Annotated in this window: 23 protein-coding genes and 1 pseudogene; 13 read left to right on the plus strand and 11 right to left on the minus strand. The window is 69.0% G+C overall.

Going from position 1 to position 22,567, the window contains the following annotated elements:
* Positions 1-6: 6 nt before the first annotated feature.
* On the minus strand, positions 7-978 hold the full coding sequence (locus WT26_RS19225) for an ion channel (protein WP_069273547.1): 972 nt from the start codon (positions 976-978) through the stop codon (positions 7-9).
* A 194-nt stretch (positions 979-1,172) separates the two neighbouring features.
* Here WT26_RS19225 and WT26_RS19230 point away from each other — a divergent pair, with 194 nt between their 5' ends.
* Both WT26_RS19230 and WT26_RS19235 read left to right on the plus strand, forming a co-directional pair.
* Positions 1,173-2,405, plus strand: coding sequence for a molybdopterin-dependent oxidoreductase (locus WT26_RS19230; RefSeq protein WP_059739782.1), 1,233 nt, complete (start codon positions 1,173-1,175; stop codon positions 2,403-2,405).
* A gap of 10 nt (positions 2,406-2,415) precedes the next feature.
* Positions 2,416-2,775 carry a c-type cytochrome gene (locus tag WT26_RS19235; RefSeq protein WP_059956910.1) on the plus strand — a complete coding sequence of 120 codons (360 nt, stop codon included), beginning with the start codon at positions 2,416-2,418 and terminating at the stop codon, positions 2,773-2,775.
* A 43-nt stretch (positions 2,776-2,818) separates the two neighbouring features.
* On the opposite strand, the gene WT26_RS19240 is transcribed toward WT26_RS19235, so the two are convergent.
* Positions 2,819-3,841, minus strand: a complete 1,023-nt coding sequence (locus WT26_RS19240) for a sulfate ABC transporter substrate-binding protein (protein WP_069273548.1) — start codon at positions 3,839-3,841, stop codon at positions 2,819-2,821.
* 446 nt (positions 3,842-4,287) lie between these two features.
* Between WT26_RS19240 and dapA the strand changes: the two genes are divergently transcribed.
* Positions 4,288-5,181 carry a 4-hydroxy-tetrahydrodipicolinate synthase gene (dapA, locus tag WT26_RS19245; RefSeq protein ID WP_069273549.1) on the plus strand — a complete coding sequence of 298 codons (894 nt, stop codon included), beginning with the start codon at positions 4,288-4,290 and terminating at the stop codon, positions 5,179-5,181.
* A 20-nt stretch (positions 5,182-5,201) separates the two neighbouring features.
* On the opposite strand, the pseudogene WT26_RS19250 reads toward dapA, so the two are convergent.
* The 3 genes and pseudogenes from WT26_RS19250 to WT26_RS19260 all read right to left on the minus strand — a co-directional run.
* A pseudogene (locus tag WT26_RS19250) lies at positions 5,202-5,432 on the minus strand (type II toxin-antitoxin system VapC family toxin); the annotation flags it as partial.
* Positions 5,433-5,461: 29 nt separating this feature from the next.
* Complete coding sequence (locus tag WT26_RS19255; protein ID WP_069270584.1) at positions 5,462-5,689, minus strand: type II toxin-antitoxin system Phd/YefM family antitoxin; 228 nt, start codon at positions 5,687-5,689, stop codon at positions 5,462-5,464.
* A gap of 95 nt (positions 5,690-5,784) precedes the next feature.
* The gene (locus WT26_RS19260; protein ID WP_069273550.1) at positions 5,785-6,777 is read right to left on the minus strand and encodes a LysR substrate-binding domain-containing protein; all 993 of its coding nucleotides are present in this window, start codon (positions 6,775-6,777) and stop codon (positions 5,785-5,787) included.
* Positions 6,778-6,876: 99 nt separating this feature from the next.
* On the opposite strand from WT26_RS19260, the gene WT26_RS19265 reads away from it, so the two are divergent.
* The gene (locus tag WT26_RS19265; protein ID WP_069273551.1) at positions 6,877-8,154 is read left to right on the plus strand and encodes an MFS transporter; all 1,278 of its coding nucleotides are present in this window, start codon (positions 6,877-6,879) and stop codon (positions 8,152-8,154) included.
* On the opposite strand, the gene WT26_RS19270 is transcribed toward WT26_RS19265, so the two are convergent.
* Positions 8,146-8,793, minus strand: a complete 648-nt coding sequence (locus WT26_RS19270; RefSeq protein ID WP_069273552.1) for a glutathione S-transferase family protein — start codon at positions 8,791-8,793, stop codon at positions 8,146-8,148. The genes WT26_RS19265 and WT26_RS19270 overlap by 9 nt on opposite strands.
* A 113-nt stretch (positions 8,794-8,906) precedes the next feature.
* On the opposite strand from WT26_RS19270, the gene WT26_RS19275 reads away from it, so the two are divergent.
* The 3 genes from WT26_RS19275 to WT26_RS19285 all read left to right on the plus strand — a co-directional run bounded on the left by WT26_RS19275 (position 8,907) and on the right by WT26_RS19285 (position 12,409).
* Positions 8,907-9,827 (plus strand): LysR substrate-binding domain-containing protein, encoded by a 921-nt coding sequence (locus WT26_RS19275; RefSeq protein WP_069273553.1) that lies wholly within the window; start codon positions 8,907-8,909, stop codon positions 9,825-9,827.
* 145 nt (positions 9,828-9,972) lie between these two features.
* Positions 9,973-10,251 (plus strand): hypothetical protein, encoded by a 279-nt coding sequence (locus tag WT26_RS19280; protein WP_069273554.1) that lies wholly within the window; start codon positions 9,973-9,975, stop codon positions 10,249-10,251.
* Positions 10,252-10,294: 43 nt separating this feature from the next.
* Positions 10,295-12,409 (plus strand): phosphocholine-specific phospholipase C, encoded by a 2,115-nt coding sequence (locus WT26_RS19285; RefSeq protein ID WP_069273555.1) that lies wholly within the window; start codon positions 10,295-10,297, stop codon positions 12,407-12,409.
* A 108-nt stretch (positions 12,410-12,517) separates the two neighbouring features.
* Here the strand turns inward: WT26_RS19285 and WT26_RS19290 are convergent, their stop codons facing one another.
* Entirely contained in the window at positions 12,518-13,141 is a 624-nt protein-coding gene (locus WT26_RS19290) for an RBBP9/YdeN family alpha/beta hydrolase (protein WP_069273556.1), read from the minus strand.
* Between the two features lie 385 nt (positions 13,142-13,526).
* On the opposite strand from WT26_RS19290, the gene WT26_RS19295 reads away from it, so the two are divergent.
* The 4 genes from WT26_RS19295 to WT26_RS19310 are packed head-to-tail and all read left to right on the plus strand — an operon-like array spanning position 13,527 to position 16,157.
* Positions 13,527-14,468 (plus strand): 2-hydroxyacid dehydrogenase, encoded by a 942-nt coding sequence (locus WT26_RS19295; protein ID WP_069273557.1) that lies wholly within the window; start codon positions 13,527-13,529, stop codon positions 14,466-14,468.
* Between the two features lie 26 nt (positions 14,469-14,494).
* On the plus strand, positions 14,495-15,427 hold the full coding sequence (locus WT26_RS19300; protein ID WP_059521167.1) for a hydroxymethylglutaryl-CoA lyase: 933 nt from the start codon (positions 14,495-14,497) through the stop codon (positions 15,425-15,427).
* A 26-nt stretch (positions 15,428-15,453) separates the two neighbouring features.
* Positions 15,454-15,960 (plus strand): YbaK/EbsC family protein, encoded by a 507-nt coding sequence (locus WT26_RS19305; protein WP_059521166.1) that lies wholly within the window; start codon positions 15,454-15,456, stop codon positions 15,958-15,960.
* Complete coding sequence (locus WT26_RS19310; protein WP_069273558.1) at positions 15,957-16,157, plus strand: DUF1289 domain-containing protein; 201 nt, start codon at positions 15,957-15,959, stop codon at positions 16,155-16,157. The genes WT26_RS19305 and WT26_RS19310 overlap by 4 nt, the downstream gene beginning before the upstream one ends.
* A 211-nt stretch (positions 16,158-16,368) precedes the next feature.
* On the opposite strand, the gene WT26_RS19315 is transcribed toward WT26_RS19310, so the two are convergent.
* A complete protein-coding gene (locus WT26_RS19315) occupies positions 16,369-17,271 on the minus strand; it encodes a DMT family transporter (protein WP_069273559.1) in 903 nt (300 codons plus the stop codon).
* Between the two features lie 112 nt (positions 17,272-17,383).
* On the opposite strand from WT26_RS19315, the gene WT26_RS19320 reads away from it, so the two are divergent.
* A complete protein-coding gene (locus WT26_RS19320; protein ID WP_059521163.1) occupies positions 17,384-17,875 on the plus strand; it encodes an Lrp/AsnC family transcriptional regulator in 492 nt (163 codons plus the stop codon).
* Between the two features lie 27 nt (positions 17,876-17,902).
* Here the strand turns inward: WT26_RS19320 and WT26_RS19325 are convergent, their stop codons facing one another.
* Positions 17,903-18,799 (minus strand): alpha/beta fold hydrolase, encoded by an 897-nt coding sequence (locus tag WT26_RS19325; protein WP_059521162.1) that lies wholly within the window; start codon positions 18,797-18,799, stop codon positions 17,903-17,905.
* A 272-nt stretch (positions 18,800-19,071) separates the two neighbouring features.
* On the opposite strand from WT26_RS19325, the gene WT26_RS19330 reads away from it, so the two are divergent.
* Positions 19,072-20,031, plus strand: coding sequence for an NAD(P)H-dependent flavin oxidoreductase (locus WT26_RS19330; RefSeq protein ID WP_059521161.1), 960 nt, complete (start codon positions 19,072-19,074; stop codon positions 20,029-20,031).
* A 111-nt stretch (positions 20,032-20,142) separates the two neighbouring features.
* Here WT26_RS19330 and WT26_RS19335 read toward each other — a convergent pair whose 3' ends face one another.
* The gene (locus tag WT26_RS19335; RefSeq protein ID WP_069273560.1) at positions 20,143-21,105 is read right to left on the minus strand and encodes a LysR family transcriptional regulator; all 963 of its coding nucleotides are present in this window, start codon (positions 21,103-21,105) and stop codon (positions 20,143-20,145) included.
* A gap of 171 nt (positions 21,106-21,276) precedes the next feature.
* A complete protein-coding gene (locus WT26_RS19340) occupies positions 21,277-22,350 on the minus strand; it encodes a porin (protein ID WP_069273561.1) in 1,074 nt (357 codons plus the stop codon).
* Positions 22,351-22,567 lie beyond the last annotated feature (217 nt).

Here is a 22,567-nt window from a genome sequence, read left to right on the forward strand (position 1 = left end):
CGGGCGCTACGTCGACGATGCGGCCGGGCCGGGCGCGCGTGCTTCGCGGGACACGATGGTCGCGCCGGGTGTGCCGCCGTCCGTGTCCGCGTCGACCGGCACGACTTCGTGAAAATGCGTGTAGTCGATGTGCGTGATGCCGTCTTCGTCGTGCATCAGGTCGACATAGCGGTGACGCCAGCGGATCTCGCCATGCACCCACGTGTGACGCGCCTGCATCACCTGCGCGGTCGTCTCGTCCGAGCCTTCGATCGTGATCAGCAACGACGCGTCGCGCGCGGCGAGCGATTCGGGCGTCTCGCCGAACAGCGCGCTCGATTCGTCGATCACGTGCATCAGGTTCCAGCCGAGCAGGAAAATCGGGTGCTCGCTGCGCACGAGCGGCAGGTCGTGGATCTTGCGCAGCGTGTAGCCCTCGTGCGTGCCCTCGATCCGCATCAGCCGCAATTTCGCCTGCGCCTCGGCAATCACGTTCTGGCGCGCGTTCGCGGCGCGCACCATCAGCGTCATCCTGCCGTTCAGCGGCCGGACGACCGCGTAGCGCGCGAACAGGATCTTCGCCTGCGGCCGCGAAAACCGCGCGAACACGAGCCCCGTGGCCAGCGCGATGCCCGACATCCCGATGAAGATCTCGAACGTCGCGACCAGGTGCGCATAGACCGTCTGCGGATGCATGTCGCCGTAGCCGACGGTCGCGAGCGTCTCGACGCTGAAGAAGAACGCGCCGCCGAATCCGGCCGGCGACTGGTTCGCGATCGGCGCGTGGCCGAGCAGGTAGAGCGTTGCAAAGCCGCCGTTGAGCAGCAGGAACAGCACGGCGAGCGACAGGAAGAATACGGGCCAGCTCACCGTCAGCGCGCGGTGATAGAGGTCGCGCCAGCCGAGCGGCGGCATCCCGTACGCAATGACCGGGCGCGTGCCCGACCAGATCTTGCGGCCACGGCCGCGAGGGGGAGAAGCGGAAGGATCGACATTCATCGCGCGGCGCCGGAAACAGGGAGGCGATGAGCGTAGCACGCGCGGCCGCGGAAGCGGAAATGCGTGGCGCGGCCGGGCCGGATATGGCGCCGGATAGCGCCTAATATGAATGCAGCGCCGGCGCGCATGCGTCCCCCCCGGCCGGGTGAACGGTTGCGCTATCCACAGACAGATCGGCTAACCCGGGAGTCGACATGGCCGCCCCACTCGATCCACAACGCCGCCACCTGATCCAGGTCGCCGCCGCGGGCGGCCTGCTGGCCGTCGGCAGCGGCTGGCTTCGCCGCGCACACGCGGCCGACGCGGTCTCGCTGCCGTTCGAGAACGGGCTGCGCGAGCTGACGCGCGCCTTTCCGCAAAAGGGCGAGATGCTGCTCGTGCGCACCCGCCCGCCGCTGCTGGAAACGCCGTTCTCCGTGTTCGACGACGGCGTGTTCACGCCGAACGACCGCTTCTTCGTGCGCTGGCACCTGGCCGGCATCCCGACACGGATCGACGCCGGCGCGTTCCGGCTCGCGGTGCACGGGCTCGTCGAGCGGCCGCTGGAGCTGAGCCTGCGCGAGCTCGCGCGGGACTTTCCACACGTCGAGGTCGCCGCCGTCAATCAGTGCGCCGGCAATTCGCGCGGCTTCTTCAAGCCGCGCGTAGCCGGCGGCGAATGGGGCAACGGCGCGATGGGCAACGCACGCTGGACCGGCGTGCGGCTGAAGGACATCCTCGATCGGGCGGGCGTGAAGGCGGGCGCGGTCCAGGTCCGCTTCAACGGCCTCGACACGGGCGTGCTGCCCGCCACGCCGGCCTACGTGAAGGCGCTCGACGTCGATCGCGCGCGCGACGGCGAAGTGATCGTCGCGTTCGCGATGAACGGGCAGCCGCTGCCGCTGCTCAACGGGTTCCCGGTGCGTCTCGTCGTGCCCGGCTGGTATTCGACGTACTGGGTGAAGATGCTGCACGACATCGAGGTCATCGACCGCCGCGACGACAACTTCTGGATGGCGAAGGCCTACCGGATCCCCGACACCCCGCACGCGAGCATCCTGCCCGGGCAGGCCGGCGTTGCGACCGTACCGATCGGCCGGATGGCGCCGCGCTCGTTTATTACCAACCTCGCCGACGGCAGCGTAATCGCACTGGATCGCGTGCAGACGGTCCGGGGCATCGCGTTCGGCGGCGACACCGGCGTGCGCAAGGTGCTCTTCTCGCCCGACGGCGGCGCGTCCTGGGCGGCAGCCCGGCTCGGGAAGGACTACGGCAAATACAGTTTCCGCCGCTGGGAAGCGCAGTTCACGCCGCGGCGCGCCGGACAGGCGGTGCTGCGGGTCAAGGCGATCAACGCCGACGGCGTCGAGCAGCCCGATGCGCCGAACTGGAACCCGGCCGGCTACATGCGCAACGTGGTCGAAACGACGAACGTGGTCGTCGCGTGAGGAGCCGATCATGACGAAGACTTGTGCCGTGCTCCTGCTCGCCGCCGCGACGTGCGCGACAAGCGTCGCGATGGCGGAAGCGACCGGGCCGGCGCGCGCTGCGGCAGCGCGGAACACCGAGGCTCGCACGGTCGAGGTTACGCTGCCCGGCGATACGCGGAAGTTTCCGCCCGGCCCGGGCGCCGATCTCGCGGACCTGCATTGCCTCGTCTGCCATTCGGTCGACATGGTAACGCGCCAGCCGCCGCTGTCGTTCGACGAGTGGAAGGCGGAAGTCGTCAAGATGCGCGCGGTGTATGGCGCGCCGCTGCCGCCCGAGGCGATCGACGACCTCGCCCGCTACCTCACCACGATCAACGGCAAGCCGTGATGCGGCGCGCTCGCGTGGCGCGCCGCGCCGCGCCGGGCCGCCGTCATTTCCGGTCGACGATCACCTGGTCGAACGTGCCGCCGTCCGCGAAATGCGTCTTCTGCGCGTTCGCCCAGCTGCCGAAGACCTGCTCGACGCTGAACGTCTTCAGCGGCTTGAACTCGGCAGCGTGCTTCTTCAGCACGTTCGCGTCGCGCGGGCGCAGATGGTGCTGCGCGATGATCTCCTGCGCTTGCGGCGTGTACAGGTAGTCGAGATACGCCTGCGCGACCTTGCGCGTGCCCTTCTTGTCGACGACCTTGTCGACGACGGCGACGGGCGGCTCCGCGAGGATGCTCGCCGACGGATACACGGCGTCGAACTGCGCGCCCGACGCACCGGTGTCCATCAGCGCGACTTCGTTCTCGAACGTGACCAGCACGTCGCCGATGCCGCGCTGCGTGAACGTCGTCGTCGCGCCCCGGCCGCCGGAGTCGAGCACTGGCACGTTGCGAAAGATCGCCTTCTCGAAGTCGATCGCCTGCTGGTCGGTCGCGCCCTTCTGCTTCTGGAAGCCCCATGCGGCGAGATACGCATAACGACCATTGCCCGACGTCTTCGGGTTCGCGATGATCACCTGGACACCCGGCTTCGCGAGATCGCTCCAGTCCTTGATCGCCTTCGGGTTGCCCTTGCGCACCAGGAACACCATCGTGGTCGAGTACGGCGAGCTGTTGTCCGGGAAACGCGCACGCCAGTCCTTCGGCAGCAACTGGCCGCGCTCGGCGAGCAGGTCGATGTCGTTCGGCTGGTTCATCGTCACGACGTCGGCCTGCAGCCCCTGCAGCACCGACAGCGCCTGCGCGCTCGACGCGCCGTGCGACTGCTTGATCGCGACCGTCTCGCCGGTCTTCTGCTTGTACGCGGCGGCAAAGCCGGTGTTGATGTCCTTGTACAGCTCGCGCGTCACGTCGTACGACACGTTCAGGATCGACGTATCCGCGTGCGCGGCCGTCGCCGCCACGACCAGCGCCGCTGCGGCGACACCCTTCAGCAGCCGGCTGCCGATTCCGTTCGTGTATCCCATCGTTGAATGCCCCGCTTCCAGTGGTTGATGCGTGCCGGCGCACGCTCGCGCTGTCATCGAAACGTAAGCGGGCATTCTAGCGGCCGGGCGCGACACGCTTTCCAATCAGTCGTGGAAAGCAAAGCAGAATTCCGGATAAGCGACGGCGACCGCTCGCGCACGCGCCGGATGTGATGCTAAGATCGCCGCTCAGCCCACTCACGGTTCCTCCATGTCCGCTGCCCTGCGCTCGCTCCCGATCCTCGCCGCCGCCGCGGCAGGTGTGCGCGCGGCTGGGCTGAAACTGAAAAAACGACTCCTCGACTGACGGGGACGTCGCGTCCCGTCAGGCGAATGCCGGACGGGATGCCCGCAGGTCGTTTCACTCTCCTTGCACGCATGCCTCGCCCCGGCCCTCCGCCGGCGGAACGGTTCCTTCCCACTCCGTTTCCACCATGAGGCTTTGCATGAACACACGTTTCGAAGGTATCTGGCTGCCGATCATCACGCCGTTCCACCACGGCGAAGTCGACCACGCCGCGCTCGCGCGACTCGCGCGCCACTATGCGGGCGCGGGCATCGCGGGCTTCGTCGCGGGCGCGACGACGGGTGAAGGCGTGCTGCTCGACGCGCGCGAACAGGACGCCGTATTCGCGACGTTGCGCGACGCGGCGCCCGGACGGCCGATCGTCGTCGGGCTGACCGCGAGCGCGACGCACTTCGCGGCCGCGCGTGCGCGCGAACTCGCGGCATTGCGGCCCGACGGGCTGCTCGTCACGCCGCCCGTATACGTGCGGCCGACGCAGGACGGCATCCGCCGCCACGTCGAGGCGATCGTCGACGCGGCCGACCTGCCGGTGCTCGTCTACAACATCCCGTACCGCACCGGCGTGAACGTCGAACTGGACACGCTGCAGGCGCTTGCGCGCGACCCGCGCGTCGCGGGCATCAAGGAATGCGGCGGCACGCTCGACCGGATGAGCCGGCTCGTGCACGACACGCCGCTCGCGATCCTGTCCGGCGACGACAACCAGAACTTCGCGGCGATGTGCGCCGGTGCGCACGGTGCGATCGCAAGCAGCGCGCACGTGCTGCCCGAATGGCATGTGCGCATCCATGCGCTGCTGCGCGACGGCCGGCTCGCCGATGCGCGGCGCCTGTCGGTCGCGCTGCAGCCGCTCGTCGCGGCGCTGTTCGCGGAGCCGAACCCGGCACCGGTGAAGGCCGTGCTGGCCGCGCAAGGGTGGTGCGAGGACGGGTTGCGGCTGCCGTTCGTGCCGGCGAGCGATGCGCTGCGGGCGAGGCTGGTCGAACTGCATGCGGCGCTGGAAGCATCCACGCCGGCTGTTGCGGCAGCTTGAATTTCGCTCCCGAAATCGTTTCAAACCGTCAGGATTCGGGACGAGCCGTACTGCGCGAGGTCGCCGTCGGCGGTGACGAGCAGCAGCGGTTCGCACCACGCCTGCGCGACGAGCAGCCGGTCGAACGGGTCGCGATGATAATGGGGCAGATTGCGCACGGCCGCGCCGTGCGCGGCCCGAACCGGCAGCTCGTGGTACTTGCTCGTCTTGATCGCATCGACCAGCCGATCCACATCGACGTCCAAGTTTCCCTAGATGGGTGTATCGAACAGCAATCGCATTACTTCCCTTCGAACGCATCAAGCAGGTCGTCGGGAAGCGGCGCATAAAAGTCGTCGGCGATCCATATCTGCCCCTTGAGGAGGCCATACTGGTGGATAGGCTCGAGAGGCACGAGCCGGACCGAGGGCTTGCCGTCCTGCGAGATCACGACGTCCTCGCCGGCGATCGCGGCATCGACGAGCCGCGACAGATCGAGCGCGGCGTCGTGGAGGTTTGCGTTCTGCATGATGGGCTCCAATGAGTGACCACCATTGTCGCGGGATTCGACAAGTCGCTCCAGTCGGCCGAACGGGCAACCGAAGGCATGCTTGCCGGCCAGGATCAGGTCGCGAACGCGGCAACCGGCGTTTCAGTCTCCCCGCTCACCGCCTGCGTCACGATCCACGCGAGCCGGTCGACGGTCGGCGTCGCCGACGACGTGCGCCGCAGCAACATCAGCGGCACGCTCGGCAATTCGGGCAGGCCGAGCGGTGCAGCGTCGATCAGCCGCACCGACGCGGGCAGTCCGTAATGCGAACGCACCGTCAGCCCGAGGCCGGCCGCCGCCGCGGCCCATAACCCGGCGAGACTCGGCGTCGTGAATGCAACGCGCCACGGCACGCCCGCGCGGTCGAGCGCATCGGTCGCGGCGCCGAAGAACCGGCACGGCCGATCGAACACGACGAGCGGCAGCGGTTCGTCCCGCATGCGAACAGACGGCTCGCCCGCGTCACCGTCTCCCGCCGCGCCTGAGCCGGCCGCGCCGATCCACCGCATCGGCACGCGTGCGATCTCCTCGCTGTCGATCCCCGTGCGCGCGACGAACGCCGCCGACGCGGGATCGCCCCACACGAGCGCGAGATCGAGCTGGTTCGCGTCGAGCCGGTCGAGCAGGTCGGCATTGCGCGCCACGCGCGCCTCGATCCGCACCTTCGGATGCGCGCGCGCAAACCGCCCGAGCACGTCGGGCAAGATCGCCTCGCCGAAATCCTCCTGCAGCCCGACGCGCACCCAGCCGTCGAGATTCACCCCGCGCACGGCCGCGGCCGCCTCGTCGTTCAGCTCGATCATCCGCCGCGCATAGCGCAGCATCGCGTCGCCGGCCTCGGTCAGCGCAAGCCCGCGCCCGGATTTCACGAACAACGGCGTGCCGGCCTGCTCCTCGAGCTTGCGGATCTGCGCGCTCACCGCCGACGACGAGCGCGCGACGCGGTCGGCCGCCTTCGCGAAACTGCCGAGATCCACGCCCGCGACGAGGCTGCGCAGCGCCGCCACGTCGAAGTTGGGTTGGGTCGCGGCGGATCGCGCCACATCGCTTTCAAACATGCCAATCATCCTGTTTTATCGAACAATTCATCAAAAACTTTCCGATTTTCAGGGTGAATGTAGGGCGCGAGACTGTGCGCGTCAACAGCCACTTCCCCGCACCCCGTCATGAACACTTGCGCTACCCTCGCCTCCTCGTCGCCGGCACGCCACGCGCGTGGCCCGGCCCATCGCTGGCGCGTGCTGGCCGCCGGCGTGGCCGCGAACATGAGCTTTTCGGCCGCGGCGGCCGGCATCCCGACCACCGCCGTGTGGATGCGCTCGGCCTACCACCTCGACAACGGCGCACTCGGCCTCGTGCTCGGCGCGCTCGGCTTCGGCGTCGCGCTGTCCGAACTGCCGTGGGGGATCGCCGCCGACCGTTTCGGCGATCGCCGCGTGCTGCTGACCGGGCTCGTCGCGACGGCCGCGATGCTCGCGCTGATGGTGTGCACGATCGTCCCGAACGCGCACGCGGTGCCGCCGCTGATGCGCGTCGCCGCCGCGCTGTTCGTCGTCGGCCTGCTCGGCGGCAGCGTGAACGGATCGAGCGGACGCGCGGTGATGCGCTGGTTCGGCGAGCGCGAACGCGGGCTCGCGATGAGCATCCGCCAGACGGCCGTGCCGCTCGGGGGCGGCGTCGGCGCGGCGCTGCTGCCGTCGCTCGCGTCGCACCTGGGCTTCGCGGCGGTATTCGGTGCGCTGATGCTGCTGTGCGCCGGGTCGGCCGTGCTGACCTGGCGCTGGCTGCATGAACCGCCGGAGCGCGATGCGCCCGTTGCTGCACACGCCGGCGGGCAGCCCGCGCCGCACGCCCGCAGCCCGCTCGCAAGCGCCCGCGTGTGGCGCATCGTGCTCGGCATCGGCCTGCTGTGCGCGCCGCAGTTCGCGGTGCTCACGTTCGCGACGGTGTTCCTGCACGACTTCGGCCGGCTCGGCCTCGCCGGCATCAGCGCGGCGATGGTCGTGTTGCAGCTCGGCGCGATGGTGATGCGCGTCTGGAGCGGCCGCCATACCGACCGGCACGGCAACCGGCGCGCGTACCTGCGCGGCTCGGTGCTCGTCGCGGTGGCGTCGTTCGCGCTGCTCGCGGCCGTGACCAGCGCGTTCCCGCATGTGCCGCTCGCCGCGATCGTCGCGATTCTGGTGTTCGCGGGCGTGTGCGTATCGGCATGGCATGGCGTCGCGTACACGGAGCTCGCGACGCTCGCGGGTGCGAATCACGCGGGCACCGCGCTCGGCATGGCGAACACGGTCGTCTACCTCGGCCTGTTCGCGACGCCGCTCGCGATCCCGCCGCTGCTCGCCGTCAGTTCGTGGAGCGTGGTCTGGCTCGCGACGGCTGCGTGCGCGCTGGCGACGTGGCCGCTGTTTCCGCGGCCCGCCGCCCAGGTCCGCTCACGCTGACCGGAGCCCCTCGGCCGCCAGCGCGCGCTGCGCCGCGGGCCGCGCGGCGACGCGCTGCGCATGGGCGCTCCACGCCGCGTGCCGCGCCATGTCGAGCCCGATCGCGACACCCCAGCGATACAGCACGAACAGGAACGGATCGACGACCGAATGCGCGCCCGGCTCGGCCCACTCGCGCCCGTCGGCCAGACTCGCTTCGATCGTCTCGTTCGCGGCTTCGATCACGCCGCGCCCGTGCGTGCTGACCGCCCCGTGCAGCGCGGGATCGCCGATGAAGCGGCCCGGCCGCCACAGCGCACCGTAGCCGACGCCATGCACCCAGCCGACCAGCCAGGCGAGCCATTCGTGGCATCGCGCCTCGCGCAGCGGATCGCCGAGCGGCAGCAGTTGCGCGTCCGGATAACGGCGCGCGAGATACGTGAGGATCGCGGGCGTTTCGGTCAGCACGCGCGGCTCGCCCGGAATCTCGAGCACGGGCACGCGTGCCTTCGCGTTGATCGCGAGATAGCGGCCGCTGTAGTTGTCGCGCTCGCGCACGGAGATGACTTCGGTATCGAACGGTGCGCCGGTTTCCTCCAGCGCGATGTGAGCGGCGAGCGAGCAGGCGCCCGGCGAATAGTAGAGACGATATGCATTCATGTTGACGGTGCCATGCAGGCCGTGTGGAAGATGGCACCGAGTGTAGGAACGCGGCGGCGGCACCCGCAAACGATGAATTGTCGTGCTCGGGTATTAGTGCTACTAATACCCGCATGCGACGCATCCACCTTCCTCCGCTGCAGACGCTGCGCGCGTTCGAGACTGCCGTGCGGCTGCAGAGCTTCACGCGCGCGGCCGACGCGCTCGCGCTCACGCAAGGCGCGGTCAGCCAGCACATCCGCGCGCTCGAGGCGCAGCTCGGTTACCCGCTCTTCACGCGCGAGCGCAACGGCGCGACACCGACGCACGCCGCGCATGCGCTCGCGCTGCAGGTGCGCCAGGGCCTCAGCGTGCTCGAGCGCGCGTTCGAGCCTGCCCTCGCCGCGCGCAGCCGCCCGCGCACCTGCGACGTCACGCTGAACGTCAGCGTGCTGCCGAGCGTCGCCGAACGCTGGCTCGCGCCGCGCCTGCCGCGCTTCTCGGCCGCGCATCCGCACATCGCGATCGCGCTGCACCCGGACGTGGCGCTCGCGCCGCTGCGCAAGCGCGACCGCATCGACGTCGCGCTGCGCTACGGGCCCGGCACGTGGCCGGGCGTCGTCGCCGAGAAGCTGATGAACGAGACGATCTTCCCGGTCGCGAGCCCCGCGTACCGCAATCTCGACGGCATCGCGCCGCGCGCGCCGGCCGATCTCGTGCGTGCGACGCTGCTGCGCCATCCCGCGCAACCATGGGAACCGTGGCTCCAGGCCGCGCGGCTCGACCTCACCGAATCCGCGCGTGCGCCGCGTTTCACCGATGCGAACGCGCTGATCGACGCGACCCTGAAAGGGCGCGGCGTCGCCCTCGCGCGCCGATCGCTGATCGAGCCCGAGCTGGCGGCGGGCGCGCTCGTGCGCGTCTCGTCGGTGCGCGTGACCGACGTGTATGCGCACTACGTCGTGTGGCGCCCCGGCCATCCGCACGAGACGGCGATCCGCACCTGGCTCGACTGGCTGCGCAGCGAGGTGCGGCGGCGCACACCGCGACGCTGACGCGCAACCCGCACGACCGAAAGCCATTCGTCACCGCGCCGAAAGCATTCCGCGATCACGCGCCGGTCGCAAACGATTCACCGAAACGCCTCATCGATTCGTCATACTCGTCGACGTTCGAGATCAGCCCCGCAGGAGACATGTGATGCGCCGCTTTGCCACCGCCCTCGCTCTTTGTGCCGCACTGTCCGCCGCCGCGTGCAGCGACGACGCATCGCATGGCGCGCACCCGGCCGACGGCGCGCGGCAGGCCGGCGGGTCCGCCGGCACGGCGAGCGCATTCAACAGCGCCGCGCCCGCCGGCAACGCCGCGTCGGCGGCCGCGCCGCTCGCGCCGCCCGTCGTGCACTACCCGCCCGATGACGACGACGACGCGAAGCCGGCCGCACCGGCATCGACCGCCCCCGCATCGACGCCAGGCTGATCCGCCGTTTCCGTCCCCGACCGCAGAACCGAGGTGAAATAACATGACGTCATCGAGCCGCCGCCGTTTCCTGCATACCGTCGCACAATCCGCGGGCGCCGCCGTCGCGCTCAACGCCTTCCCCGAATCGATCCGCCGCGCGCTCGCGATTCCCGCCGCGCGCGGCACCGGCACGATCCGCGATGTCGAGCACATCGTCGTGTTCATGCAGGAAAACCGCTCGTTCGACCATTACTTCGGACACCTGCGCGGCGTGCGCGGCTACAACGACCGCTTCCCGATCCCGCTGCCGAACGGCAAGCCGGTGTGGTACCAGCCGTCGAAGGCCGACCCGGGCAAGCCGGTGCTGCCGTTCCGGCTCAACACGCTGACGACGAGCGCGCAGTGCGTCGGCGATCTCGACCACTCGTGGTACAAGACGCACGCGGCGATCGACGGCGGCCGCTACGACCAGTGGCCCGCGAACAAGACCGACATGACGATGGGCTACCACGTGCGCGAGGACATCCCGTTCCACTACGCGCTCGCCGATGCGTTCACCGTGTGCGACAACTACTTCTGCTCGCTGCCGGGCCCGACGCACCCGAACCGCTCGTACCTGATGACGGGCACGGTCGACCCGACCGGCAAGTTCGGCGGCCCGCTGCTCGACAACACCGACTACGTCGACGGCGACGGGCCGCCCGCCTACCAGCTGCTGTCGTGGACGACCTTTCCCGAACGTCTCGAAGCGCACGGCGTGTCGTGGCAGATCTACCAGCAGGGCACGATGGGCAACGATCCGTACAACGGCAACTACGGCACGAACGTGCTGCAGAACTTCGCGAACTTCATCAACGCGAAGCCCGGTTCGTCGCTGTACCAGCGCGCGCAGACGGCGCGCACGCTCGACGACCTGAAGAACGACGTGATCAACGACCGGCTGCCGCAGGTGTCGTGGCTGTGCCCGCCGGCAGCGTTCTCCGAGCATCCGAAATACACGCCCGCGTACGGCGCGAACTACACGTCGCAGATCCTCGACGCGCTCACGTCGAACCCGGACGTATGGCGCAAGACCGTGCTGTTCATCATGTACGACGAGAACGACGGCTTCTTCGATCACATCGTGCCGCCGCAGCCGCCGGCGTCGGCCGCGCAAGGCGCGTCGACCGTGACGACCGACGGCGAGCTGCACACGGTCGTGAACCCCGGCCGCGGCGGCAGCTACACGGCCGACGGCCTGCCGTACGGCCTCGGGCCGCGCGTGCCGATGACGGTCGTGTCGCCGTGGACGAAGGGCGGCTTCGTGTGCTCGCAGGTGTTCGACCACACGTCGGTGATCCGCTTCATCGGCGAGCGTTTCGGCGTCGACGAACCGAACATCACGCCGTGGCGCCGCACGGTCTGCGGCGACCTCACCGCCGCATTCGACTTCCGCTCGTCCGACGCGTCGTTCCCGCCGCTGCCCGACACGAGCCAGTACCGCTCGATCGCCGACCAGCAGTGCACGTCGCAGCCCGCGCCGACCGTGCCCGCGACGCCGTCGCCGGTCGACCCGCAGGAGCCCGGCGTGCGGCCGGCGCGTGCGCTGCCGTACGAACTGCACGTGAACGCGAGCATTCACGGCGGGACCACACTGCGCATCGAATTCGCGAACCGCGGCAACCAGGGCGCGCACTTCCACGTGTATGCGACGAACCGCACCGACGGGCCGTGGCGCTATACGGTCGGCGCTCGCCGCGTGCTCCATGCGGACTTCGACCTGACGACGACGAACGGTGCGTACACGTTCTCGGTGTACGGGCCGAACGGCTTCGTGCGCATGTTCTCCGGCAACGTGTCGGCCCCGGCCGCCCATCGCAATCCTGCGCAGCCGGAAGTGAAGGCCGGCTACGACGTCGCGAACGGGAACCTGTACCTGAAGCTGCGCAACGCCGGCGGGGCTCACGTCACGCTGACGCTGGCCGACAACGCGTACGGCGCGCCGTCGCGGCAGGTGACGCTGCATGGCGGTGACGAACGCATCGAGCAATGGTCGCTCGCGGCGAGTCACCAGTGGTACGACGTGACGGTGAGCGACGGCGCGGCCGGCACGTTCTCGCGCCGTTTCGCGGGCCACGTCGAGAACGGCCGGCCGAGCTATTCGGATCCGGCGGCGGTGAAGCCCGTCACCGCGTAACGGCCGCTCGCGCTGCGCGTCGAAAGACGACGCCCTGCAGGGCGGGCCTCGGCCCGCGCCGCAGGGCGTTTTTCGTGGTGGCGCGCGGCATCGCGCGTGCGCACTGCGTCAGACCGCGTGCGCGAGCACACTGGCGGCGAAGGCGGCATCGAACTCCCTCGCCTCATCCCGAAAGCGCAGCGGCGCCGCGCAGTGGACGAGCGTGTCGATGAAGTACTTCGCGCGCGGCCACGGCCCGAAGCCGGCCGCGGTATTGATGTGCCCGGCGTCGCCGAGGTTCACGAACGCGCTGCCCAGGTGCTGCGCGAGCGTGCGCGCGTCGGCGAGCGGCATCCACGGATCGGTCTCGCTGCCGATCACGATCGACGGCACGGCAAGCCGGCGCGCGTCGAACGGCCCGGCAAACGTGAACTTCTTCGGGCTGGCGGGCGCGACGAGCAGCACGCCCGCGACATCGCCCGTTCGCGGCCACTGCGCGAGCGCATGCGCGGTCGCGAGGCAGCCGAAGCTGTGCGCGGCCAGCACGAACGGCCCGCGTTCGCGGTCGAGCAAGGTGCGCACCGATTGCGCCCAGCGCGCGAGATCGGGCGCGTCCCAGTCGTCCTGCTCGACGCGCAGCGAGCGCGGGAACTGCCGTTCGAGCCAGGTCTGCCAGTGAGCGCCTTCGCTGCCGTGCAGGCCCGGAACGGTAACGAGGCGCGGCGGCCACGCCGATTTGCTGCATGCGCGCATGATTGCCCTCGCTTGCTTGAAGACGGGATTCGATTGTGGCGCGGCCCGCCCGGCGGCCGAACCAATATTTTGTGCTTTGCTTTTGCGTGGGGCGGCCATCCGTGGGGCGGCCATCCGTGGGGCGACCATCCGTGGAGCGGCCACCCGCGTGTCGCCCGCGCCGGTCGCCCACGCCGGTCACCCCGCGCACCGGCGCGCGATGCGTCGCGAAACCGTAGAATGTGGGCTTCCCGTCAGCTTCACACGGAACCGGGGCCCGGCGCCGACGCGCCGGGCGCCCGGTCGTCAGGAGACGCCCGATGTCCGCTACGCCCGCCGGCGCGCTGCGCCCGGCTCCGCTCGCCGTTCCCGTGACGCGCCTCGCCGGCGCGCGCGCAATCGTCCGATGAAGATCCTGTTCCATTCCCCGCACCAGGAAGCAGGCGCGTGGCGCGACGAGATCGCGCATGCGCTGCCGGAAGCCGAACTGCGCGCGTGGCAGCCGGGCGACACGGCCGCCGCCGATTACGCGCTCGTCTGGCGCGCGCCGCGCGAATTCTTCACCCCGCGCGACGGCCTGCGTGCGATCTTCAACCTCGGCGCCGGCGTCGACGCGCTGCTCGCGCTGGACCGCGCGCATCCGGGCACGCTGCCGCCGCACGTGCCGCTCGTGCGGCTGGAAGATTCGGGCATGGCGCAGCAGATGGTCGAATACGTGACGCACGCGGTGCTGCGCTACCTGCGCCGCTTCGACGAATACGACATGCAGCAGCGCGAGCGCCGCTGGCGGCCGCTCGAGCCGCATGCGCGCGCCGGCTTCACCGTCGCCGTGCTCGGCCTCGGCGTGCTCGGCACGCAGGTCGCGCGCGCGCTCGCCGCGCTCGGCCTGCCCGTGCGCGGCTACAGCCGCAGCGTGAAGCAGCTCGACGGCATCGCGACCTTCGCCGGCGACGGTGCGTTCGATGCGTGCATCGACGGCGCGAAGGTGCTCGTCAACCTGCTGCCGAGCACACCCGACACCGACGGCATCCTCTGCGCGCGCACGTTCGCGCGTCTCGCCCCCGGCGCCTACGTGATCAACGTCGCGCGCGGCGCGCATCTCGTCGAGGCCGATCTGCTCGACGCGCTCGCGAGCGGCCGGATCGCCGCCGCGACGCTCGACGTGTTCCACCAGGAGCCGCTGCCCGAGGATCACCCGTTCTGGCGCGCGCCGCGCATCACGATCACGCCGCACAGCTCGGCCGAGACGCTGCGCGAAGAGGCCGTTGCCCAGATCGCCGGAAAGATCCGCGCGCTCGAGCGCGGCGAGCGCATCGGCGGCATCGTCGACTACGCGCGCGGCTACTGAACCAGCAAGCAAACCAGGAGACAACCATGACGTTCCCCACCGCCGTCAAGATCGTCGAAGTCGGCCCGCGCGACGGGCTGCAGAACGAGAAGACCTTCGTGCCGACCGACGTGAAGATCGCGCTCGTCGACCGGCTGTCGCGCGCCGGCTTCCGCAACGTCGAGGCCGCGTCGTTCGTGTCGCCGAAATGGGTGCCGCAGATGGCCGACGGCGCCGACGTGATGGCCGGCATCGAGCGCCGCGCGGGCACCGTGTACTCGGTGCTCACGCCGAACCTGAAGGGCTTCGAGAACGCGCTCGCCGCGCGCGCCGACGAAGTCGTGATCTTCGGCGCGGCCAGCGAGGCGTTCTCGCAGCGGAACATCAACTGCAGCATCGCCGAGAGCATCGCGCGCTTCGAGCCCGTCGCGAAGGCGGCGAAGGATGCGGGCGTGCGGCTGCGCGGCAGCGTGTCGTGCACGCTCGGCTGCCCGTACCAGGGCGACGTGCCGGTCGCATCGGTCGTCGACGTCGTCGAGCGCTTCGCGGCGCTCGGCTGCGACGAGATCGACATCGCCGACACGATCGGCGTCGGTACGCCGAAGCGCACGCGCGAGGTGCTCTCGGCCGTCACGCGCGTGTTTCCGCGCGAGCGCCTGTCGGGCCACTTCCACGACACCTACGGCCAGGCGCTCGCGAACATCTACGCGGCGCTGTTCGAAGGGATCGAGATCTTCCACGCGTCGGTCGCGGGCCTCGGAGGCTGCCCGTACGCGAAGGGCGCGACCGGCAACGTCGCGACCGAGGACGTGCTGTACCTGATGCAGGGCCTCGGCATCGACACCGGCGTCGATCTCGCGCAGGTCGTCGCCGCCGGCGACTTCATCTCGAACGCGATCGGCCGCGCAAACGTGTCGCGCGCCGGTCGCGCACTGCTCGCCAAGGCGCAGAGCGCGGCCGACGCCGCGAACTGCGTATGACCCCGGTATTCGATGGATTCCTCAACATGACGACACCCGCTTCATTCGATTCCCTCCCCGATTCCGCGCGACGCGTCGCGCTGCTGCTGCGCGAGCGCGGCCATGCGAAAGGCATCGTGATGCTCGCCGAAACCGGCAAGACGTCGGCCGAAGCCGCGGCCGGGCTCGGCTGCTCGGTCGCGCAGATCGCGAAGTCGATCCTGTTTCGCCGCCAGTCGGACGGCGCGCCGGTGCTCGTGGTCGCGAGCGGCGTCAATCGCGTCGACGAGAAGAAGGTGGCCGCGCAGGTCGGCGCGGTCGGCCGCGCCGACGCGAAGTTCGTGCGCGACAACACCGGCTACGCGATCGGCGGCGTCTGCCCGATCGGCCATCTCGTCGAACCCGTCACGCTGATCGACGCCGACCTGCTCGCGCTCGACAGCCTGTGGGCGGCCGCCGGCCATCCGCACGCGGTGTTCAACCTGTCGCCGAACGAACTGGTGTCGCTGACGGGCGCGCCGGTCGCGGACGTCGCGTTGCGGGAATCCGCATGAGCGACGTGCCGCAAAGCGCCGTCGCATCGCCGTGCACCGACGTATGCCGGATCGATCCGCGCACCGACTGGTGCGCGGGATGCCTGCGTACGCGCGACGAGATCAAGGGATGGCGCACGTCGGATGACGACGCGCGGCGCGTGCTGCTCGCGCGGCTCGACGCGCGGCGGCGCCTGATTGCGAGGAGCGGCGCATAAAAAAAAGCCGTTCAGCCTGACGGGCGAACGGCATCGAGATCGGAATCCTGTGAACGTGATCAACGTCACAGCCCGCATCATACGAGCGACGCGCACCGCTCGCATCGGGTGTTTCCCTACAACTTCTTACAGCCTGTTTCACGTGCGTGCGCGGCACGTTTTTCGCTCCGTAGCGGTGAACCGTAGAGGCAAGCCGAATCGCACGACCGTTTCAGCGCCCCGCCACCGCGCGACGCGCGGGCACGATGCGCCAGCCGAGATTCACGCCGGCCGCCGCGAGCAGGATCAGCAGCGCGCCGAGCACCTGCGTCCACGCGAGCGTCTGCCCGAACGCGAAGTGATCGACGACGATCGCGACGACCGGATAGACGAACGACAGCGCGCCGGTCATCGCGGTCGGCAGCTTCTGGATCGCGCCGTACAGCAGCACGTACATCAGGCCCGTGTTGACGACGCCGAGCACGATCAGGTCGAGCCACTGCCCGGCCGTCGCGGGCAGCGTGCCGAAGTGGGCGAACGGCGCGAGCAGCACGATGCCGATACCGGCCTGCAGCAGCGCGAGCAGGTGCGGCGGCGTCCCCTTCAGGTGCTTCGTGACGATCGACGAGATCGCATACAGGAACGCCGCGCCGAGCGACAGCGCGACACCCTCCAGATATTCGCCCGGTACCGCGAGCACGGCCGGCTCGACGCGCACCACGGCGACGAGCCCGACGAACGCGAGCGCGAGCCACGCGAGCGTCGACGCGGTGATCCGCTCGCGGAACACGATCGCGCCGAGCGCGACGAGCATGAACGGCTGCGTGTTGTAGACGGCGGTCGCCATCGAGATCGATGCGCGCGAATAGGCGGCGAACAGCAGCAGCCAGTTCGCGACGATCGCGACGCTGCCGAGCGTCGCAAGCGCGAGCATCCGCGGCGAGAACAGCGCGCGGCGCAGGAAGCCGAACGCCGCGCAGACGATCGCGAGCGTCGCGGCGCCGAACAGGCAGCGGAAGAACACGACGTTCGTCAGCGGCTGCTGCGACGACATCACGAGCCAGCCGATCGTGCCGGACATCATCATCGCGACGACCATCTCGGCGGCGCCGCGGCGAATTTCATTCGAGGCCATCATGAACTCCGTTGAAGAGAGTGGATGACTTCGATTCTAGAAACTTGCTTTCGTCTCAACCACGGCTAAACTGAAGTGAATCAGCCGATTCACCTTCGAAAGCAAAGCGATCATGCCGAAACGCCTTTCCCCACCCGCCGTCGCGTCGCTCGACGCGACCGACCGCGCGATTCTCTCGGCGCTGGCCGACGACGCGCGTATCGCCACCAGCGAACTCGCCCGGCAGATCGGGCTGTCGGCGCCCGCAACGGCCGATCGCGTGCGGCGGCTCGAGGCACAAGGCGTGATCGCCGCGTTCACCGTCGAGCTCGACCCGCGCGCGCTCGGCTATACGCTGCAGGCGATCGTCCGCGTGAAGCCGCTGCCCGGCCAGTTGCATCTCGTCGAAGAGATGCTGCGCCGGATTCCCGAATTCGTGGAGTGCGACAAGGTCACCGGCGACGACTGCTTCATCTGCCGGCTCTACCTGCGCACGATCGCGCACCTCGACGACATCCTGTCGAAAGTGACGGAGCGCGCGGAGACGAGCACCGCGATCGTGAAATCGACGCCGGTGCCGCGCCGGCTGCCGCCGCTCGTCGAGGACGACGGCGCGCACCGCTGAGCAGCCGGCCGCGCCGCCCGCGTGCCGTCAGGCGGCCGCGTCGCGCGCCTCGAAGAACGCGAGCAGTTCGTCGATCAGCGCGACGGGCGCCTCTTCCGGAATGTAGTGCCCGCACTCGAGCGCGCGGCCGCTGACGTCGCGCGCGACGCGGCGCCATTCGTCGAGCGGATCGAAGCAGCGGCCGACGATCCCGTGCTCGCCCCAGAGCACGCGCAGCGGGCACGCAACCTTGTTGCCGCGCTCGAGATCCGCACGGTCGTGCTCGAGATCGATCGTCGCGGACGCGCGGTAGTCCTCGCACATCGCATGCACGGCGCCCGGCTGCGCGAGCGCGGCCCGGTACGCGGCGAGCGCCTCGGGCGCGAACGGCGCGAGCCCGGCGGACCGGTTGCCCATCACGCGCTCGATGTACGCATCGGTATGCGCGCCGACCAGCGTCTCGGGCAGCGGCTCCGGCTGGATCAGGAAGAACCAGTGGAAATACGCGGTCGCGAACGCGCGATCGGTTTTCTCGTACATCGCGAGCGTCGGCGCGATGTCGAGCAGCATCATCCGCTCGACGGCGTCCGCATGATCGAGCGCGAGCCGGTGCGCGACCCGCGCGCCGCGATCGTGCGCGCACACATGGAATTGCTCGAAGCCGAAATGCCGCATCACGGCGACCTGGTCGGCCGCCATCGCGCGTTTCGAATACGGCGCGTGCCGCGCGTCGCTCGGCGGCTTGCCCGACGCGCCGTAACCGCGCAGGTCGGTGGCGATCACCGTGAAATGATTCGCGAGCGTCGCGGCCACGCGATGCCAGATCATGTGGGTTTGCGGATGTCCGTGCAGCAACAGGAGCGGCGGACCCGCGCCTCCTTTGACACCGAAGATGTCGGTGTCCTGCACCGTCACGCGAAACGGTGCAAACGCCTCAAACGACATGGTTTATTTCTCGTTGGTTTGTTATGGCGGTTATTTTAGGAGCGCGTTCGCAGCCGCACAGCGGCGTGAATACCCGAATTCATAGAAAGAGAACACTCACTCGATTGCCCGCGCGCGGCGCACTTTGCTAAGCTCGCAAGCAAACGCACGATCGTTCGTATTAATATGTGCGGCAGACCTGCGCGGCGGCCGCACCGGCTACACTCGAAGCGCCGTTCGCGCTGTCACTGTCACGTACAGTCACGATCAGGATCAGTATCAGGAGACTCCACATGGCATTGCCCACCGTCCTGCAGAACCTGACGCTGCCCGTCATCGCGTCGCCGATGTTCATCGTCAGCTACCCCGAACTCGTGCTCGCGCAATGCAAGGCGGGCATCGTCGGTTCGTTCCCCGCGCTCAACGCCCGTCCGGCCGAACTGCTCGACGAGTGGCTCACGCAGATCCAGTCCGAGCTGGCCGACCACAAGGCGAAGCACCCCGACGCAGTGATCGGCCCGATCGCGGTCAACCAGATCGTCCACCAGTCGAATGCGCGGCTCGAGCACGACGTGCGCGTCTGCGTCGAGCACAAGGTGCCGATCTTCATCACGAGCCTGCGCGCGCCGGCGCGCGAGATCGTCGACGCGGTGCACGGCTACGGCGGCATCGTGCTGCACGACGTGATCAACCTGCGTCACGCGCAGAAGGCGCTCGAAGCCGGTGTCGACGGGTTGATCCTCGTCGCGGCCGGCGCGGGCGGCCACGCGGGCACGACCTCGCCGTTCGCGCTCGTCGGCGAAGTCCGCAAGATCTTCGACGGCCCGATCGTGCTGTCCGGCTCGATCGCGAACGGCGGCTCGATCCTCGCCGCGCAGGCAATGGGCGCCGATTTCGCGTACATGGGCACGCGCTTCATCGCGACGCAGGAAGCGCACGCGATCGACGACTACAAGCACGCGATCCTGAACGCGAAATCGTCGGACATCATCTACACGAACCTCTTCACGGGCGTGCACGGCAACTACATCCGCGAGAGCATCGAGAAGGCGGGCCTCGATCCGGACGCGCTGCCGGAATCCGACAAGACCAAGATGAATTTCGGCAGCGACAAGACGAAGGCGTGGAAGGACATCTGGGGTGCCGGCCAGGGTGTCGGCCTGATGGACGACCTGCCGAGCGTGGGCGCGCTCGTCGAGCGCCTGAAGCGCGAGTACGACGACGCGAAGGCGCGGCTCGGCATCCCGCGCTGACGCGACGCGTCACCGCAACCCGGACGCGTCGCACAAAACGAAAGCGCGAACGCCTCACGGCGTTCGCGCTTTTTGTTTGCTGCGGCTTTCCTGCGACGATTGTCGCGCCGCTCAGCCCGCGCGCTTCATCCGCGTGATCGGCAGCACGCGCAGGCGCGATTCGATCGACGGGCACAGCGACTGCCCTTCGAAACGCGCCGCCAGGAAATCGACGAACGAACGCACCTTCGCGGACACGTGACGACGGCTCGCGTAGACCGCATAGATCGGCGCCTCGTGCGGCGGCACCGCATCGATCAGCACCGGCACGAGCCGGCCGGACTCGATGTCGTCGCCGACCACCTCGGTGCCGAGCAGCGCGATGCCCGCGCCCGCGAGCACGGCCGCACGCAGCCCTTCGAGATGATTCACGATCAGGTTGCCGTTCAGGTTCACGCGCGACGCGGCGGCCGCGTCGATCACCAGCGCGTCGAGCATCGTCGAATTCGAGTCGCGCCGCAGGTAGTTGTGGTGTGCGAGATCGGCGATCGTCTGGGGCGTGCCGTGCTTCCCGAGATACTCGGGCGACGCGACCAGCAGGATGTGCGCGGTCGCGATCTGCCGCGCGACCAGCGACGACGATTTCAATCCGTTCGGCGCCGCGCGCACCGCGACGTCGTAGCCTTCCTCGATCAGGTCGACCACGCGATCGGACAGCGTCATGTCGACGGTCACGTCCGGGAACCGGCCCGCATAATCGGTGACGGCCTGCATCACGTGCCGCAGCCCGAACGCGGACAGCGACGTGACGCGCAGCCTGCCTTGCGGCACCACGCTCGCGGCGCCGACGGCCTGCCCGGCTTCGTCGAGTTCCGACAGCGCCTGCACGAGGCGCTCGTAGTATTCGCGTCCGGCCTCGGTAGGCGCGACGCGTCGTGTCGTGCGATGCAGCAGCCGCGCACCGAGCTGCTGCTCGAGATGCATTACGTGCTTGCTCGCCATCGCAGCCGACATCTGCATGCGCTCGGCCGCGCCGACGAAGCTGCCCACTTCGACGACGTAGCGAAACACATTCATGCTGACGAGGGTATCCATCGAACTAGCTCGTAATGACGGGGGAATGGTCCAATTACGAGATAGGGTAACAAAGGCGGGGAAACAGAAAGGTCAAGAAAGGCAAAACGGCGCCGCAATGGGCGGCGCCGTTCAACAAAACGAAACAGGGCACGAATCCGGCGCGGCTCGCGCGGCGGCGTGCCCGCGGGGTCAGAACTTCGCGCGGATGCCGGCGCCGAACGTGTTGCCGGTCGACAGGCCGCTGATGTGGTCGTTCATGTACGCAGCGTAGACGTCCGTGCGCTTGGACAGCGGATAGTCGTAGCCGACGGCCCAGGTCTGGCGCGTCTGGTCGAGGCCGCCCGCGTCGCGCGAGTATGCGTACGACGCCATCGCGTTGCCCACGCCAAGCGGCACCGACACGCCGCCCTGCGCGGTATTCACGTGCCAGCTGCCCGCGACCTGGTCGTTCTTCGTATACATGTACTGGCCGAACAGCTTCACGTACTTCAGGTCGTAGGTCGCGCCGACTTGCGCGATGCCCTGGCTCTTCATGCCGGCCACGAGCGCGCTCAGGTCACGCGGGCCGTTGTTGAAGTTCACGTACTGGTAGACCGCGGTCGCCGCGAACGGGCCGTTCGCGTAGTTGAACTGCGCGCTCCACTTCTTCGAGCCGTTGTCGCCGGCCTGGTTGCCGAGCGCGTACATCGCGCCGAAATTCAGGCCACCGAACGAAGGCGACGTGTACGACAGCGCGTTGTTCCAGCCCGAATCGCCGACGGCACCCTGGTCGCTCGGGTAGGTCGGGAACGTGCCGAGGCCGAGGAACACGTGGTACACCATCGGCGAGAAGGTGTACGAGTCGTAGAACGGATTGAACAGGATCGTCGACAGGAACAGGTGCGTCGTCAGGCGGCCGGCGGTCACCGTGCCGTACGGCGAATCGATGCCGACGTACGCGTTGCGTGCGAAGAACGTGTCGCCCTGGAAGCGGCCGAACTGGCCGTTCTGCGCGCGGAAGAAACTTTCCAGCGTGAAGATCGCCTTGTAGCCGTTACCGAGATCCTCGGCGCCGTGCATGCCCCAGTACGACGTCGACATCCCGCCGCCGCTCACGTTCCACGCGCGGTCGCCGCCCGGGAACTTGGTTGCGCCGACCCATTCGTCGACCTGACCGTAGAGCGACACGCTCGATTGCGCGTGGACGGGCGCGGCGGCGACGCAGGCGGCGGCCGCGACCAGCGCGGCGGACGTGCGCGACGCACGGCGAGCGAATGCTTTCATTGGATCTCCAGGGATTGTCGATAAGAAACCGGGCGGCGCGAGCGTTGTTATAGGGGCCGCTGCTTGCGTCGTATGGGGCGCAGCCATCTTTACGGATCATTTGTCCGGTCAAAATTGCGCACACTTATTGCTGGTATAGCGGCAGCATTAACTTCGCGGCGGCGGTTCGGGGGCAGACGGGGCGCGGCGGCAACGCGCGAGCTCGTCACGCGGCGGC

The organism is Burkholderia cepacia, assembly GCF_001718835.1.
GTDB lineage: Bacteria > Pseudomonadota > Gammaproteobacteria > Burkholderiales > Burkholderiaceae > Burkholderia > Burkholderia cepacia_F.